The organism is Sphingomonas sp. PP-CE-1A-559 (assembly GCF_004340965.1).
Classification (GTDB): domain Bacteria; phylum Pseudomonadota; class Alphaproteobacteria; order Sphingomonadales; family Sphingomonadaceae; genus Sphingomonas.
Genome location: NZ_SLYA01000002.1, coordinates 943126 through 960281 on the forward strand (window position 1 = coordinate 943126; position 17156 = coordinate 960281).

General features: G+C 68.5%; 12 protein-coding genes. 5 read left to right on the forward strand and 7 right to left on the reverse strand.

The annotated features are described in order from the left end of the window. Nucleotides 1-25: 25 nt before the first annotated feature. The 5 genes from C8J42_RS09680 to C8J42_RS09700 form a co-directional block, all read right to left on the reverse strand. Nucleotides 26-1024 carry a FecR domain-containing protein gene (locus C8J42_RS09680; protein ID WP_133019815.1) on the reverse strand — a complete coding sequence of 333 codons (999 nt, stop codon included), beginning with the start codon at nt 1022-1024 and terminating at the stop codon, nt 26-28. 140 nt (nt 1025-1164) lie between these two features. Next, nucleotides 1165-1674 carry an RNA polymerase sigma factor gene (locus C8J42_RS09685; protein ID WP_133019816.1) on the reverse strand — a complete coding sequence of 170 codons (510 nt, stop codon included), beginning with the start codon at nt 1672-1674 and terminating at the stop codon, nt 1165-1167. A gap of 136 nt (nt 1675-1810) precedes the next feature. Next, on the reverse strand, nt 1811-2077 hold the full coding sequence (locus C8J42_RS09690; protein WP_133019817.1) for a hypothetical protein: 267 nt from the start codon (nt 2075-2077) through the stop codon (nt 1811-1813). Further along, nucleotides 2074-3249, reverse strand: coding sequence for a glycosyltransferase (locus C8J42_RS09695; RefSeq protein WP_133019818.1), 1176 nt, complete (start codon nt 3247-3249; stop codon nt 2074-2076). The genes C8J42_RS09690 and C8J42_RS09695 overlap by 4 nt, the downstream gene beginning before the upstream one ends. Then, a complete protein-coding gene (locus C8J42_RS09700) occupies nt 3236-4051 on the reverse strand; it encodes a polysaccharide deacetylase family protein (RefSeq protein WP_243644242.1) in 816 nt (271 codons plus the stop codon). The genes C8J42_RS09695 and C8J42_RS09700 overlap by 14 nt, the downstream gene beginning before the upstream one ends. A gap of 227 nt (nt 4052-4278) precedes the next feature. On the opposite strand from C8J42_RS09700, the gene C8J42_RS09705 reads away from it, so the two are divergent. The 5 genes from C8J42_RS09705 to C8J42_RS09725 all read left to right on the forward strand — a co-directional run bounded on the left by C8J42_RS09705 (nt 4279) and on the right by C8J42_RS09725 (nt 9261). Next, complete coding sequence (locus tag C8J42_RS09705) at nt 4279-5202, forward strand: hypothetical protein (RefSeq protein WP_243644244.1); 924 nt, start codon at nt 4279-4281, stop codon at nt 5200-5202. Continuing rightward, nucleotides 5199-5705 (forward strand): DUF2141 domain-containing protein, encoded by a 507-nt coding sequence (locus C8J42_RS09710; protein WP_133019819.1) that lies wholly within the window; start codon nt 5199-5201, stop codon nt 5703-5705. The genes C8J42_RS09705 and C8J42_RS09710 overlap by 4 nt, the downstream gene beginning before the upstream one ends. A gap of 82 nt (nt 5706-5787) precedes the next feature. Continuing rightward, nucleotides 5788-6816, forward strand: coding sequence for an endonuclease/exonuclease/phosphatase family protein (locus C8J42_RS09715; RefSeq protein WP_165895466.1), 1029 nt, complete (start codon nt 5788-5790; stop codon nt 6814-6816). A gap of 81 nt (nt 6817-6897) precedes the next feature. Then, nucleotides 6898-8880 carry a beta-N-acetylglucosaminidase domain-containing protein gene (locus C8J42_RS09720; protein WP_133019821.1) on the forward strand — a complete coding sequence of 661 codons (1983 nt, stop codon included), beginning with the start codon at nt 6898-6900 and terminating at the stop codon, nt 8878-8880. Between the two features lie 57 nt (nt 8881-8937). After that, on the forward strand, nt 8938-9261 hold the full coding sequence (locus C8J42_RS09725; RefSeq protein ID WP_133019822.1) for a GCN5-related N-acetyltransferase: 324 nt from the start codon (nt 8938-8940) through the stop codon (nt 9259-9261). On the opposite strand, the gene pbpC is transcribed toward C8J42_RS09725, so the two are convergent. Further along, nucleotides 9248-11353 (reverse strand): penicillin-binding protein 1C, encoded by a 2106-nt coding sequence (gene pbpC, locus C8J42_RS09730; RefSeq protein WP_133019823.1) that lies wholly within the window; start codon nt 11351-11353, stop codon nt 9248-9250. The genes C8J42_RS09725 and pbpC overlap by 14 nt on opposite strands. Continuing rightward, on the reverse strand, nt 11350-17103 hold the full coding sequence (locus C8J42_RS09735; protein ID WP_133019824.1) for an MG2 domain-containing protein: 5754 nt from the start codon (nt 17101-17103) through the stop codon (nt 11350-11352). Before C8J42_RS09735 ends, pbpC begins: the two co-directional genes overlap by 4 nt. Nucleotides 17104-17156 lie beyond the last annotated feature (53 nt).

Consider the following 17156-nt stretch of genomic DNA (forward strand, 5'->3'; position numbering starts at 1 on the left):
CGAACGCTTGGCCCGTGGAGCCCGTTCAGCGTCCGCCGACGGCACCCAGATGTACGACGCCAGCAACCCGACGAACGCGTATCGGCAGCACTGCGTGCAGCTGATCGACGAGCCGCGATCCGTCACCAATCGTCAACACCCCGGAAAAACGCAGGTTCGCCGCCGAAGGATCGACGGTCAACGGGCTGTCCGCATACCGCGCGATATCCGCCGCAACCAGTGGCAATGGTGCGCCGTCATAGTCGAGGCGGCCGTCGGTCCAGTCGGACACGCGCGCAGGATCGACCTTCCGCCGTTCGGCAGTCTGTTTGTCCGACGTGATATCCAGGCTCTGGCCCGCGTGCAGCGTCGTTGCGTCGGACGGCCTGCCCCCGACCGGCGTGACGCTCACCATACCCTCGGCGACGGTGACGGCGACCCGTCCACGCGCACTCACGACATCGAACGTCGTGCCGAGATCGCGTACCTCGTAGCCGCCCGCGCGAACCATCAGGACGCGCGAAGGATCGTGTCGGACGGCAAAGTTCGCCGCGCCCTGTGCGATCTCGATCACCGGACTACCGCCGCCGCTGACGGACACGCGAGAGCCGCGATCGATCTGCATGCGACTGCCATCGGCAAGCGTCACAGACCGGGTTTCGGTGCGACCCGTTTCATAGGCCTGGGCTGCGTCGTCGCCCGACGGCGCGACCAACATGAACGCCAGCCCCGCGGCAAGCGCTCCACTGGAACCGAGCGCCGCCCACTGCCACCGACGACCGCGCGATGCTGCAAAGGGTATGACGTCTTGGTCGGCAATGTCCGCATTGTCGTCATTCGCCGGCAGGCGCGCGGCGATCGCCGGTGCGGCAGCGACGAACTCCGCATCGAGACTCGCGATCGAATCATAGGCAGCGCGATGGACCGGGTCGGCCGCCAGCCACTCGCCGAACCGGTCCCAGTCCATATCCGGCGCGTCGAGCCTCGAATGCCACGTCGCAGCGGCTTCGGCCGCACTATCCGTCGCCGCGTGCGTGTCAGTCATGCGTCCCCCTTTCCGGCGGATGCCCCCCGCCTGTGTCAGGATCGACGCAACCCGCGGCAATCCTGCAAACCTATCCCGATGGATATCGGACCGCTTGATAGACGCCGCGGCACGGATCGAACCGCACCCCTCCCCCTAAATCATTCATCCAACGCCTTTCTCAGATGTCGGAGGGCGACGGCGATGTGTTTTTCGACAGCGCTTCGCGAGATACCGAGTTCGGCGGCAATGTCGGCGTGGGACACGCCGTCGACACGATGGCGGCGGAATACGCGCATCGCTCCCTCGGGGGGGCCGGACAGCGCAGCGGCCAGCCGATCGAACCGCTGGCGGCTGGCGACCGCGTCGAATGCGGAGGGCGCATCGTCGACCGCCTCCACACCGACGATCGACGTCGTCGCGTCGACATAGCCAATGTCGCGACGCTGACGACGGCCATTCGCACGGACACGGTCGAGCACGATGTTCATGCCGACGCGGTGCAGATACGCTAGCGGATTGGCGATCGGTCCCGTTGCCTGTCCCAGCGACGGCTGCGCCGTGTGGAGCCAGATTTCCTGCACGACGTCCTCGGCCTCCGCAACACTGCCTGTCCGCGCCGTAAAGAACCGGACGAGCCGGCCATGATTGGCAGCGAGTACGGCGGACAAACCTTCGGACTGGCCCGAGGAAGGTATTGTATCGGGGTCGGCTACAGTATTCCTCCGAGGCTCATCGTCGCTGGAAGGCGTCTTGCTCCTGCCCGTCCGGGATGTCGCCCTGAAAAATAAGACCGTCGGCGTCGGGTCAGCGCGCTGAGTGGTTCGGTACAATCCCGAAACGGTCGCACAGGCGGATCGTCGCGGCGGCAAGGCTCAGGACCGCATACGCCGGAATGGCAAGGTAGAACAGCGGACAGCCCCAGGCGGAGCGCGGGTGTACGAAGGCGTCGATCAGGCGTCCGTCGCCCCGAAAATCGCAGAGCGGCACCGCCACTTCGGGCGGCTCGACTTGCCGAGCTGGGTCGTGATCCGAAAGATGTATCGGTTGCAAGACGAAATGGGTCGCGGTCATCGACATGATCCTTCTCTCCTCACCAGATTCTCGTTCGCGTACAGCGCGAGCAGCGCGTCGAAATGATCGTCCATCGTGCGGACCGGGGCTGCCGCGCGTGGCGTACGACTATTGCGGGCGACCGAAAGGATCGCCTCGGACGCTGCCAGTGCGTCGCTGGACCGATACAAGACGCCACCGGATTTCCGCGCGAGGTCGGCGGCGCCGCCGCGATCGGGCGCGATCAGCGGCAGGCCCGACGCGATCGCCTCGGCGGCGACGAAGCAGAAGGTTTCCGCCTCGCATCCGTGGATCAAGGCATCCGCGCTCGCCATCATCCGCGCTAGTGCCGGGCGGTCGGTGGTCGGTTCGAGCAGGCGGACGTGCGGATTGCCGTCGATCGCCTCGATCACGGGACGCTGGCGTGATCCGCCACCGACGATGACGAGGCCTACCGGCGCCTGCGCCCCCGCCATGGTCGCCGCCTGCGCCACCATAGGCCAGCGCTTTTCCGGTGCGTGGCGGCCGACGCCGATCAGCAGCATCGCGTCTTCCGGGAGGCCGCATAGCGCCAGCATCTCGCGACGGACGGTCATGTCGCGAAGCGCCGGCGAGAACTGTCCGGGCTCGACGCCCATCGGATCGGTCAGCACCTTTTGTAGGCCGCCCCCCCGCAACCGCTCGCTCAGGCTGTCGCTTGCGCTGACGATCATGTCGAAGCGTTGGTCGAGGCGGCGTAAGTGGCGCCAATACCAGTCGAACGCGCGGTCGATCGTCTGCGTCGTGGCGACTCCGCCGAACCAGCGATACGCATAGGCCGCCAGCGGATCGGCGTGAGCAATCAGCGCGAGTCGCGCCCGGGCGCCGCGTTCGCTTTTCCAGTCCGCGACCATCGACGCGCTGCGCCACGGCGAAGAGACTTCGACGAGGTCCGGATCCTCTTCGTCGAGCACGCGGTGTAGCGCCGATCGATCGGAGAAATAGCGGTAGGATCGGTCGAGCGGAAACCGCGGCGAGCGAACCCAGCGTATCCGCGCGTTCGGCCCACGGCGTTCCTCGCCGTCGCGCTCGCCCGGTGCGACGACCACCATCTCATGCCCACGTTCGGCAAAGGCGACGAGCTTGCGGTCGACATAGGTCCGGACCCCGCCGCCGCTGGGCGTGTAGAAGGCGCAGACATCAACGATCTTCATGACGGCCCTCCCCTTCCGACATAGCTGCGCCCGGCAACAGATCGGCGTAGCGGGCAACCGTGCGGCGACCCGCCAGACACCGAATGGTCCGATCGATACTGGTCATCAGCGACTCCTTCGTGACGTCGCCGGGATGCACGGCCACCCGAAGCGTCGGGAGCCAGTCCGGGAGCGTGCGCGCGGCGGCGGCGACGGCGAGCGAGCTGGCGGTGCGCGCGGGGGATCGGCTTGCCCAGGTCACGACCGGACCACGCGCGACGACCGCGTCGTTCGCCGGGCGCCAGACCCGGAAATGGTCCTCCGCAAGTGAGAAATCGCACGCCTTCAGCGCCGACCTCGCGCCCGGACCGTAGAGCCAGGCCGGCGCGATGAAGCCCGCGACGGGTCCGCCGATCGCCTGTTCGACCATCTCGCGTCCGGCGCGCATCCGGTATTCGGCCTCGTCCACGCTCAGCCCAAGGAACTCGCCCTCGCCTGCCGTCATGTAGCGCGCCTTCATCGTCGCCGCCGCGCCGCGGTGCGCGCTCGTGTCGCGGTGAAACCAGCCGTGGAGGAACATCTCGACGCCCGCATCGGCCCATTCGCGCAACCGGCGCGCGAACGCCGGCGTCCGGTCGAGCGGCGCCGCGCCCCAGTGATCGGGGACGACCAACATCGCGAACCGCGGCCCGCCCAGGATCGCGCCGATCATCTCGGCGAGCCGCTCAATGGGGTCGGCGAATGCCGGCGAGACATCGTGGATCGACACGATGAGGCGCCGGTCTGGTGACGGCGGGCGCAGGGCCTTTGGCAAGGCGGTCACGATGCAGATCCGAAGGGCTGGGGTACACACATGCCCCGGAGACGGCACCGCGCGATCCGAACCGCAGTCTGCCAGATTATTTTTTCGCGCGGAATTATTCGGGCTGCGGATGCTGCGATGCGGTGACGTCCAGAACCCATGACACATCCCGGCTCCCCCGCCATCGCGGCATCGCTGCGTCATGGAAATCAGATTGCCGTCCCGGTCGCCGTACGGCGCAGGGCGGCATGAGCAACGCCCTCAACCAAGCGGCCCTGCCTGCCCCCAAGCTTCCGCTCAAGACGATCGAAGTCCGCAAGGGGATCGTCGCGCGCGGGCTGATGCCTTTGTTGTCCGCGGCGATCTTGGTCGCCGCATTGTGGCAGCTGCGTTATCTCGATGTCCGCGGCGTGATCGCGATGGTGCCGCGTTCGCCGCTGTTCTGGCTGCTGTTCACCGCCGGCTATCTCGCGCTGCCGGCGAGCGAGTGGGTGATCTATCGCCGGCTGTGGAACTTGCCGCCGCGCGGATTCCTCGCGCTGTTGCGCAAGCGGATCAGCAACGAGATCATCGCTGGCTATTCGGGCGAACTGTACTTCTACGCATGGGCGCGGCGGCATGCGTCGCTGGTCGGCACCCCGTTCGGCGCGATCAAGGACGTGTCGATCCTGTCCGCGGTCGTCGCCAATGTCTGTACGCTGGTGCTCGCCGCGGTCAGCTGGCAGTCGCTGGTTGCGCTGAACCTCGGCACCGATGCCAAGGTGATGATCGTGTCCGCCGCGAGCATCGCGTTGCCGTCGGTCGTCGCGCTCGTGATGCGCAAGCGGCTCTTCACGCTGCCCCGCGATGAACTCGGCCGGATCGCGGTCATTCACCTGTTGCGGATCGTCGCGACGACGGTCTTGGCCGCCGCGCTGTGGGCAGTCGCGCTGCCCGCGGCACCGCTCGCCTGGTGGCTGGTACTGGCGACGTTGCGCCTGCTCGTCTCGCGCCTGCCGCTGTTGCCGAACAAGGACATCGTCTTTGCCGGCCTTGTCGCATTTACCGTTGGGCAGGCGTCCAACGTCGCCGCGATGCTGACGATGATCGCGGCACTCTGGCTGGTCACGCACCTCCTGCTCGGCGCAGCACTGACCGCGGTCGAACTTTTCAATCCGGAGCATAACCAATGATCGTCGCGCTCTTGGCCCTCGCCGCAACGCCGATCGCGTCGACGCCCACGCTGGGGACCGCGGCGGCGCAGTGCCGGCCGCATGAGACCGGCCCGGCGATCGTCGTGACCGTCGAGGGGCTGAAGGATCGCGCGGGTAACCTTCGCGCCGAAATCTATCCCGCGGTCGAGGGCGAGTTCCTGGCTGACGACAATGTGCTGGTGGCACAGGGCAAGACGTTTCGCCGCGCGGTGATCCCGGTACCGTCGTCGGGCCCTGCGCGGCTGTGCCTCCGCGTTCCGGGCGAGGGTGCGTATGCGCTCAGCGTCGTCCATGCCCGTAGCCGCGGGCACGGGTTCAGCCTGCTCCACGACGGGATCGGTTTTGCCGGTAACCCGCGGCTCGGCCATTCCAAACCGAGCGCTGAGGCGGCACGGGTCGTCGCGCATGCCGGGATCACGCCGACGACGGTGGTGATGAACTACCGAAGCGGGCTGTTCTCTTTCGCGCCGCTGAAGCGCTGACATCGTCATAAATATGCCCGGGCAGGTGCGGTTCCGGCCGGACCGTGGCGTCTCCCCCGCACATACAGAAATTGGATTGCCAATGGTTTCGCGTCGTCTCGGTCGGTTTGCCGCTTCCCTCGCGCTGTTTGCAGCAGCCACATCGCCCGCAACCGCGAGCGGGGTGCAGTCGACGGTCTCGGTCATGACCTACAATGTGCACGGCCTGCCCTGGCCGATCGCGGAGGATCGCACGGCGTCGCTGTTGGCGATCGCGGCACAACTGAAGGCGATGCGAGCCGCCGGGCACCAGCCGAGGATCGTAGCGTTGCAGGAGGCGTTCGTGCCCGACGCGAAGGCGATTGGCACCGCCGCCGGCTATCGCTACATCGCGTTCGGCGCTTCCGCCGACGCCGCAGCGGCCGCCGAGACGCCGACCGACCGCAGCTTCGTATCGGCCGGCAGCATGTTCCGCGGCGAACAGGTCGGCAAGCATGTCGACAGCGGACTCGCGATCTTCTCCGACTATCCGATCCTCGCGGTGCGGCGGATCAGCTATCCCGTCTGCGCCGGCTATGACTGCCTTGCCAACAAGGGGGCGATGGCGGCGATGATTGCGGTGCCCGGACTGGCCGGACCTGTCACGGTGATCGACACACACCTGAACTCGAACGGCGCCACCGGCGTATCCGAGCCCCGCGCGCTCTATGCGTACAAGCGCCAGATCGACCTGTTGAGCGCCTTCATCGGCTCGATGGAACGGCCACACGAAACACTGCTGGTCGTGGGCGACTTCAACGTCGGGCAGGACATCCCGCGCCGCGCGTATTTCGCGCGGCACATGTTCGGAGGCTCGATGCCGCTCACGGGGGGCGAGCAGCGGTGCCGGTCGACCCCGACATGCCTGGTAACGCAAGCCGCCGACGTGGCGACCTCGACCGGTCGCGCGAAGGACTGGCTGATGTACCGGGCGTCGGATGCGCTGTCGGTGAAACCGGTCGCCTTCAGTGCGCCGTTCGGCCTTAGTGGCGACAAGACCATGCTGTCCGACCACATCGGCGTGATGGTCAGCTACAGGCTCGACGGGGTCGCCGTTCGGCCGAAGATGGCGGCAATGCTCGCCAGCCGCTAAGGGTTTCCCGTACGGGTTGCGGTCGTCCCGCGGCTACCGTATCCCCGGGTTCATAATACCATTATGATACCGGAGACGAGCATGACGCGACAGATTGGCAAGTTCGGCCTCGTGCCCTCGCTAGTGGTTGCCGCGAGCCTCGCCGGTCTCGCGTCGGGATCGGCCTTCGCTGGTCCGGTGACGATGCCTGCGCTGTTCCCGACGCCGACCTCGATCGAGCTCGGGTCGGGGACGATCGCGCTCGGGCGTTCGGTATCGCTGATCGCAACGCCCGGCGTCGATCCCGACACGATCGCCCTGATCCGCAGCATCCTGACGGCGTCGGGTGTGGAGACGATCACGACCGCCCGGCGCCTGCCCCCGGTCATCGACGGGACGTATGTCGTGCTCGGAACCGCCGTCGCACCGATCGTCCGCGATGCGCTCGCCCGCAGCCGCGCGGTGGCCGATGATCATGCCGAGGGCTACACGATCGCCAGCCTGGCCTCGGCGTCGGGCGGGGTCGTCACGCTGGCGGGTCACGATGCGGACGGTTTGTTCCATGCCGCACAGACGTTTCGCCAGCTTGCACGACGGTCGACGATCCCGGCGCTGGTGATCCAGGATCATCCGGCGATGCCGATCCGCGGCACGATCGAGGGCTTCTACGGCGCGCCGTGGTCGATGGCGGACCGCACCAGGCATCTCGACTTCCTCGCCACGGTCAAGGCGAACACCTATGTCTACAGCCCGAAGGACGATCCGTATGCGCGCGACCGCTGGCGGGAGGCGTATCCCGCCGCGACGCTGAAGGCGCTCGGCACGCTCGCGACGACGGCGCGGCGGAACCATGTCGACTTCGTCTATGCGGTCTCACCGGGGCCGTCGGTCTGCTTCTCCGACCCTGCGGACGTGCAGGCGCTGGAGCGCAAGTTCGACTCTATGCGATCGATCGGCGTCGGCAGTTTCTATGTCGCGCTCGATGACATCGAATACACCAAGTGGAATTGCGAGAAGGACAAGACGGCGTTCGGTCCGTCGGGCGCAGAGGCAGCGGGCATCGCGCAGTCGCAATTGTTGAACGCGGTGCAGGCGAACCTTGCGGTCAAGGACCCGTCGGCGCGTGCGCTGATCATGGTGCCGACCGAATATTACGACGCGAAGGAAACGCCGTACAAGGCTGCGTTGCGCAAGCATCTCGACCCGCGGATCGTCGTGCAGTGGACCGGTACCGACGTCGTGCCGCCGGCGATCTCGATCCCCGACGCCAAGGCAGCGACCAAGGCGTTCGGTCGCAAGACGCTGTTGTGGGACAATTATCCGGTCAACGATTACGCGCAGACCACGGGTCGGCTGCTGATGGCGCCCTATACGCGGCGCGAGGCGGGCCTGTCGGGTGAGCTTACCGGCATCCTGTCGAACCCGATGAACCAGGAGGCTCCGAGCCGCCCGGCGGTGACCGGCGTCGCCGCGTTCGGCTGGAACGACCAGGCGTATGATGCGCAACGGACGTGGCATTTCTCCGCGCGGGAACTGGCGGGCGGCGACGAGCGTGCCACCGCTGCGCTGCTGACGTTTTTCGATACTCAGCACATGGCACCGACCTTCGGCAGCCAGCCTTGGCAGGAGCAGGCGCCGCGATTGAAGGCGGCACTGGACGGCGTGCGGGAGGCGCTGGCCGGCGGCGATGAGACGGCGCGGCGTGAAGCGATCGCGGACCTGACTACGCGTGCCGACGAGATCACGAATGCGCCCGACATCATCCGGTCCGGGACCATCGACCCCGGTTTCGCGGCGCAGTCGCGGCCGTGGCTGGACGCGATGCAGCGTTGGGGACGTGCGCTTCAGTTGACCGCCGCCGGCCTCGGCGCGGCCGACCACGGGAGCAGCGCTGCGGGACGGTACTTCGCCGATGCCAAGCGGCTGGCGGCCGAAGCTGCGGCGATCCAGAGCATTCCTGGTGCAACACGGTTCGACGGACCGATCAAGATCGCCGACGGCGTGCTCGACACGTTCGTTGCCGACGCGCCGACGCTGATCGCGGTCGACCGCGCCGGCAGCGCTTCGACCGCCGCCGAGCGGTGACCGATCGATACGGTAGAGGACCGCGCGACCTTCTCGGGTTTCGATCGTTGCCACCGGATGGAGTCCGAAGACCGTCCTGCCGCCGAAGCCCGATGGCTGAAACTCACCCGCGAGACCTTGCCGGCGGTAGCGCGTACGCGCCGCTGGCCGGTCGTGGCGGATCATTGCTTCCAGCGCATCTTCCTCGACAATGCGTGCGACGGCGTGTGGTATGACCGGATACCGGGCCGCCCCGCCTATGCGCACGCCGACCGCGCGCTGTTGGACCGCGCCATTGCGCTGGCCGAGGCGGCGCTTGCCGGAGAGGTGGACCTTGCCGTCCTGAACCGCCGTTCGCTGACCTGGCGGAGAAAACGAACGGTCCCGCTCAGCGGATCGTGACGATGACCTGGTCGGTGGCGCGACCCGCGGCGTCGACGAGCCGCAATCGATGCCTGCCCGGAGGCGCGAAGAACAGCAATTGCTGGGCGGCGGGGCCGAGGTCGCGGTTGTCGAGGAACACGTGATGCGCGCGGACATCGCCGGTGGTCTCGATCGCGAGGCGCTGGCGGTCGGCGGGAATGTCGGGATCAATCGCGTAAACGCTGCCCGAGACGGGGTTGACGATCCGCGCGCGCCGGGCGGTGGCCGGCGCGGCGGCGATCAGCGACTGGCCGGTGCCGCGGAGAAAATACTCGATCCGGGGCTGCTCGATCGCGTCGGCAAATGCGATGCGGCGGCGCTCGACGCCGGCGGGCATGGGGGGGCCGCGTTCGTCGTCGCGTCCGAGCGCGAGCATGACGTCGCGCCACACCGGCGCTGCGCCGCTGGTACCCGAGACCGCGCGCATCGGATCGCCCTCGACGTTCCCGACCCACACGGCGACCGTATACCGGCGCGAAAACCCGACGCACCAATTGTCGCGCATGCCCTTCGAAGTGCCCGTCTTCACCGCGGTCCAGAACGGTAGGCGCAGGGCCGAATCGAGGCCGAAGGTCGCGGCGCGGGCATTGGGATCGGCCATCATGTCGGCGACGATCCAGGCTGCGGCGGGGGTCGTGACCGGACGAGCGGCAAAGTGGGGCGCGTCGGCGGTGAGCCTTAGCGGGGACCAGCGGCCGCCATTCGCAAGCGACCGGTATGCGTCGGCCTGTTCGAGCAACGTCACCTCCGCCGATCCGAGCGCGAGGCTGAAGCCGTAATAATCGCCGTCCTCGACCAGGCCACGATAGCCCGTATCCCATAGCCGATCGCGAAACGGTTCGACCCCGACCAGCAGCAGCGTGCGTACTGCGGGCACGTTGAGCGACCCCGCCAGCGCGCTACGCACCGACACGCGCCCCTTGAACCCGCGATCGTAATTCTGCGGTACGTAGAGCCCCGACGCAGTATCGAGCTGCACCGGGGAGTCGTCCAGCACCGACGCCGGGGTCAGGTAGCCTCGCTCGATCGCCTGCGCGTAGAGGAACGGTTTCAGCGTCGACCCGGCCTGGCGATAGGCGTTCGCGGCATCGACCGCCGGCGCGGTCGAGGCGCCGCCGATCCCGCCGACATAGGCGAGGACGTCGCCGCTCGCATTGTCGATCACCACCGCGGCACCGTCGCGCGCGCGCGATCCGCCAAGCCCGAGCAGCTGGCGACGCAGCGCGGCGGCAACGGTGCGCTGGAGCGCGGCATCGAGCGTGGTCGTAATCCGCAGGCCGGGCTTGGTCAGCAGGCGATCGGCGAGATGCGGCGCGAGCCCCGGATCTAGCGCGAGCGTTCGGACGGGGCCGAGCATCGACGCCGCCTCGCTGGCGAACCGCGCGCAGTCGCCTGCTCCGCCCAGGCGACACGCCCGTGCGGCGATGCGGGTCGCCGGCGCCTGCGGATCGGGCAGCAGCGCGGTCAGCAGCAGCGCGTCGTCGCGCGCCATCGCCGCGGGGGTCTTGCCGAACAGCGACAGCGCCGCCGCGCCGATCCCCTGCGCCTCGCCGCGGAAGGGTGCGAGGTTCAGGTACGCCTCGAGGATCTGGTCCTTGCTCCACGTCATCTCCAGCGATCGTGCCGCGCGCATCTGGCGGAGCTTGTCGCGCCAACCGCGCGCGCCGGGCATCGCCAGCGTCGGCGACAGGAACGCCGCGACCTGCATCGACAGCGTACTCGCACCCCTGCCCCGATCGCCCTTCGCGCGCGCGCCAACCGACCCGAGGATCGCCAGCCAGTCGACGCCGCCGTGGCTGCGGAAGCGGGCGTCCTCCGCCGCGACGACGGTGGCGGGTACGACCGGTGCGATCTGGTCGAGCGGCACCCATGCCAGCCGCCGCGCGGCGAAATTGACGCGGGCGCTGTCGATCAACACGCCGTGGCGATCGTAGAGCCACGCCTCCGACGGCTTCCACGCAGCGCGGACCTGCGCATAGCCCGGCAGCGGCGGCGGGAACGTCGCCCAGTCGAACCCCACCGCGGCGAGGATCAGCACCAGCAATCCGGCGAGCGCCGCGCGCTGCTTCATAGATCCGCGACGACCATCGTCTGGTTCGGCACCGCGGCGCGAATTGCGGGCGAATACATCGCCTCGACTCGGCTAGGCGGCATCTGGAACCGGCCGGCACCGTTGAGCCGCAGCGTGTACGAGACGGTGGTGGTCCCCTTGGGCAGCCAGGCGAAATAGGCGCGCCAAGTATCGCGGCCACGTTCGACATAGCTGGGACCGCCACCCTCACCCTCCGCCGCGCCGCCCTGCTGGAGCAGTTGCGACTGGCCACCGAGATCGCCGATCACGGTCGCGCCCGCGGGCACCGGATCGCTGATCGCGACCCAGTTGCGCTCGGCGGTCGCCTCGACCGACAGCGTCACGCGGAGCACGTCGCCCGTCGTCAGCCGCCCTGCCGTACGCGCCTGCACGACATCGACCTTCCGCGTCAGGCGATAGCCGGCGAACAGCGGTTGCCGCAGCGGCACCGCCGCGGAGATCGACACGGTCGCCCACGGCCCCGCCCCGCCGCTCTGTGCCAACCGGAGTGGTCCGGCGGCAGCGAGCGGGAACGACACCGTCCGCGCGGGTTCCGCCAGCGGCCAGCCGCGCACAACGCTACGCCCCGCATAGGACAGCATCGTCGTCCCCGTGACCGCCTGCGCCGGGTAGACCTGCGCGAAACGCCGCGCGGCGATCGCACCCCAGGCGTTGGCGGTGGTCGTATCCCAATGCCCGCGCGACTGGCGCAGCGCCGTGCCGACCATCAGCCGCGGCGCATCGTCCTGCCAACCCGGCCGCCCGAGCACCGCCGCGGTCGCCTTGTTCGCCGCCTCGTCCGCCGACGACATCAGCCACCACGACGCATTGGCCGAGTCCGATAGATCGAGCCGCGTGCCCTCGAACACGAGGCGCGTGCGCAACACCGCCTCGGCCTGCGCCTTCGCTTCGGTCGACGCGCCGGGGATCGCGGTAAGAGCGGTGATATAGTCGGCGAGGCTCGCGGTCGGCATCTCGGCAGGCGTCATCCCGATCTGGCCGAGCATCGCCGGGGTGGCCTCGCCCTGCCGCGCGAGCGCCGCCAGCGCCGCGACCTTGGTCAGGCGGACATCGCCGTAATCCTCGTGTCGCAAGCGCCCGTCGAGCACCGCCTTCATAGCCTCGATCATCCGCGCGCGCTGGACCGGCGGCAGCGCCAGGTTCGCCGCGCCCGTCATCGACAGGACATAGGCGGTCAGCGCCTCCGACCCCTGCAGGCTGTCGCCGGGGAAATACCGGAGCAGGCCGTCGGGTGCCTGATAGGTCGGGATTTCGCCCGCCAGCGCCGCCCAGCCCGCCATGTCGCCGAGCACGACGATCCGCGACAGCCGTTGTTCGAAACAGTTGAACGGATAGCGACTCATATAGTCGCGGACCCCGGCGAGCGACGGTGCCAGCGTATCGGCAAGGCGGATGTCGACGCTGCCGCGACCCGGCAGCGCGCCCATCGGCGGCGCGATCGGGATCAGCGTAGTCTCCCCTACCTGCGCGAGCGTCGCCGCCCAGATCTCGGTCGGCACCGCCGGGATGACGTCCTGCGTCACCGTAACCTGATCGGCCGCACGGCCGTCGTTGCTGCTAGCTCGCACCGTCCAGCGCAGCGTATCGACCCCGGACGGCGCGGTGAGGTTCCATGCCACCGGTGCCGCACCACCCGCGGGAATGGTGACGGTCAGCGGCTTGCCCTGCGCGATCCGCGGGAAGACGTCGACGTTCGCGGTGACCGTCATCGCGCGGTCCGATCCGTTGCGCAGCGTAAAGCGCGCGCCGTAGAAATCGCCCGAGCGGACCAGCGGCGGCATCCCGGCATAGAGCGATAAATCCTGCGCGGTGCGGACGTCGGTGCTGCCGGTACCGAACGCCTGCGCACCGTCGGTGGCGATCGCGACCAGCTTGAACGACGACAGCGCGTCGGACAGCGGCACGGACACGCGTGCACGCCCTTGCGCATCGAGCGGGACATGGCCCTTCCACAGCAGCACCGGCTGGAAATTCTCGCGGTTGAGCCCCGACAGGTCGCCGCTGCCACCGCCGCCACCCGCTTCGAGCGCCTTGCGTCCATAATGTCGCTTGCCGACGACCTGCATCTGCGCGGTCGCGGTCAGGACGGAGAGCGGGCGATCGCCCATCATCGCGTCGAGGATGTTCCAGCTGTCGTTCGGCGCGAGTTGCAGCAACGCCTGGTCAACCGCGGCGAACGCGACATCGGCCTCGCGCGCGGGGCTGCCATCGGGCTTCCGCACCTGGATCGCGACGTTGGCCGTCCCCCGCGGCGCGTAACGCTCGCGGTCCGCCTTGACCGCGACGGCGAGCGTATGGCCTTCCCAGCCGACCTTCACCTTGGCGATGCCGAGGCGGTAGGCGGGTTTGGCGAGATCGACCAGCGCGGTCGGCTCGGCTGCGTCCTCCGGCGTGTCCGACAGCCCGAGCGTCCGCGCGATCCGGTGGATCCAGCTCCAGAACCCGCTCTCGACGCGGCCGCGCACGACCAGCACCGAGACATAGACGTCGGGCGCATAGGCGGCGTCCATCGGCACCTCGATCACCGGGTCCTTGCCCGACAATTCGGTGACGAAGCTCGACAACACGCCCTCGCGCTCGACGCTCACCAGCGCGGTCGCGGAGCGGAACGGCATCCGTACCTGGAACCGCGCGGTCTCGCCGGAGGCATAGGTGAGTTTCTCGGGCACGACGTCCATCCGGTCGCCATTGTCGCCGCCGAACCACCAGTCGTCGTTCCCCGCGAGCCACACCGACTTCACCGCGCGGGCGACGTTGCCGTCGGCATCGGTGGTGGTGACGACCGCGTAGATCTCGCCCGACACGCCCGGATCCGCCTTGCACTGCGCAAGCCCCTGCGCATCGGTGGTGGCGCTGCACGACGCCGACAGCTTGGTCGTCCGCATCCGGTTGTCATACGCGTAGAACCCGCCGATCAGCCGCCGCCGCGCGGTCAGGATCTGGCGGCTGTAGAGCGCGACCGACAGCGTCTGCCCCTTGATCGGCTTGCCGTCGGTATCGAGCGCGACGAAGCGCAGGCGCAGATCGTCCGCGCGCATCATCCAGCCATCGGTGGCGACGCCAAGCTGCACGCCCGAGGCGTAGATCGGGATCGATTTCGACGCGGTCAGCGTCTCGCCATTGGCATCGCGGTAGTCCATCTCGACCTGCATATCGGTCGTGCCAGGCAGCGTTTGCGGCATGTCGACCGTCATCCGCCGCGTGCCGTCGCTGCCGAGCGTCGCCGGCAGCATCTGCGTCGGCGGCAACGGCGTCTCCGCATCCTCGCCCTCGCCGTCGAGCGGCTTGACGCCGTCCGTGATCGGTTCGCCGCCGAAGCTGAACTTGTCGTAGCCGACAGGCGTCGCACTGTGCGCGAACCAGCCGATGCGGACGTCGACCGGCAGGCCGGGGGCACCGCCGCCCGAGAGGTAGCCGGCGAACAGATCGAGCTGGGCGGTGCGCGGTTTGACCAGCGCGGCCTTCGGCCCGGTCACGCTCGCGCGCATCGTCGGCAGGCGATATTCGTCGACCTTGAACGACTGCGCGGATTCGGTGGTGGTGTCGCCGACCACGAAGACGAGGTCGTAATCGCCCATCGGCGCGCCCTTGGGGGCGGTCCAGACCGTCTCGCCGGTACCGTTCGCGCCGATCGTCACGGGCATCTCGAACTGCGTGTCGGAGCCGCGATGCGACAACCGGAGCGTGCCGGTAAAGCCCGGCGCCAACGAGAAGCCGCGCGCGTCGGGGCGGCGCAGGATATGCTTCATTTGGATCGTCTCGCCCTGGCGGACCAAGGCGCGATCGAACACGGTGTGGATGATGTCGGTCGCGGCTGAATAGCCATAGGACAGGTCGAAATCGAACGGCCAGATGCCCTCGCCCCAATCGGTCAACGTGAAGCTGAAATCGTCACCGGTACGCGCCGAGATCATCAGCGGATGCGGCGAGCCCTCGCCCTTGCAACTGCCATAGGTCTCGGGTTCGGGAAGCCCGCGCGCGACCATCAGCCCGCCGCTCTTGTCGGTCGCACCGCGTGCGAGCGGCTTGCCGGTGCAGCTGTCAGTGACCTGCACCACCGCATTCGCCACCGGCTTGCCCGTCGACAGCCGCGTGACCCAGGCGAGCGAGCGATCGCGCCCCCATTCGAAATGCACGGAAAGATCGGTGACCAGCGCGGCGCTTGCGACATAGCGCGGCACGTTGCGGCCGAGCAGCGCACGGCCCAGCGTCGGGCTGGCGAGTTCGACGACGTAGAAGCCGGGCTTGCCCAGCGGCAGGCCGACGACCTCGAAATCCTTGCCCTTGCCCGGCAGGTCGAGCTTGAAGGGATCGCCTTCCCCGCCGTTAGCCCCGCCACCGCTCCCGAACAGCAGCGGCTTCTCGCCGGTATGGTTGATCTGGAGCGGCTCGGCACCCTTGCGCTCGATCGTCTGGTAGTCGGTCTTGCCAGCCTCCTCGACGCGCCGCAGCCACGCGGCGATCTCGCCATCCGTGCCGCCCACGCGCAGCCGCTGGCCGCCGATCCCCGCGGTCTGGCCTTGTAGCGACGGCTCGACGTTGCGCACGGTGACGGGCAGCACGCCGCCCTGTTTCGCCTCGAGGATGCCGAAATCAGCCGCGAACTTGACGAGCGGCGGGGCTTCGTCGAACTTTACCTCAAGCGGGAAACGTTCGCGGTTGGCGAGGATCCGGCCGCTTTCGTCCTTGAGGTCGGCGGGGATCGCCACCGTACCGCGCGTCGCGACCGGCAAGGGTGCAGCGAACGTGACCTGCTCGATCGTCGCGCGGGTCTTCTCCTCGTCGCTGAACACAGGCGCGATCGACTTGCCGTCGGCGAGCGTCAGGCGGACCTGCGTCGCCGCACTCATCGGCACGGGCGCGGAGAACCGCAGATACGCCTTCTCGACCGGGCTACAGCCGGCCGCGGTGTTGACGCGCGAGCATTCGAACCGAACGGTGAAGGGCTTGCGGACGGTGAAGTCGAACCGCTGGTCGGCGCCGGCAAGCTTGCCCCCGGCGCTCGCGATGTTGCTGCCCCAGACCAGCGCCATATCGCGGCCGGGCGGCAGAGGACGGCGGCATTTCAGCGCGGTAATGCCGGCCAGCGCGCGCTGGCGCGATGCCGTATCGGCGGGGACCGTCTTGGGCAGTCCGGCGCTTTCGAGAAAGTTGGAGACCGCATAATTGTCGCCCAATTCGGCGAGCAGCTTGCCCGGCAGATCGGGCGCGAGCACGTCGACCGCGATCTTCTCGCCGATCCCGTCGACCGCGCAATAGGCGTTGGCAGCAATCGACTCACGGGTCGCAAGCATGTTCGCAGCGACCAGGAACACCTGGTCCTCCTCGATATCACCCTCGCCGGGCAGCACCGCGCGGGCGATCGGACCGCCGGCATCGACGGTGAAGCTCTCCGCATCGACGCCGTAGCCCGCCGCGCTCTCGAGTCCCTCGCGCGTCGCGAGCGTGCAGCGCGTTCCGCCAGGCAGGCCTTGCGCGAAGTCCCAGACATAGGTCCGCTGATCTACCCAGCGCCCCTCGCCCGACACCGCGCACTCGACCTTCAGCGGCGAGGCGGCGCGCGGATCGCCGAGCGGGACGATCGCGTCGCTGAACCGCACGGTAAAGCGCGTGATCGCGCCATCCGAGATGTTGGGCGTGGCAAGCGTGACGTGGGGCGTATCGCCCCCGAACGCGGCAACCGGCGCGACGACGATCGCTAGCGCCGCCCACAGTCTAGCAAATCGCATCCCCGCTCTCCCCGCCGCCAGAATAGAGGCCGGACGGCGCTAGTCCAGACTTA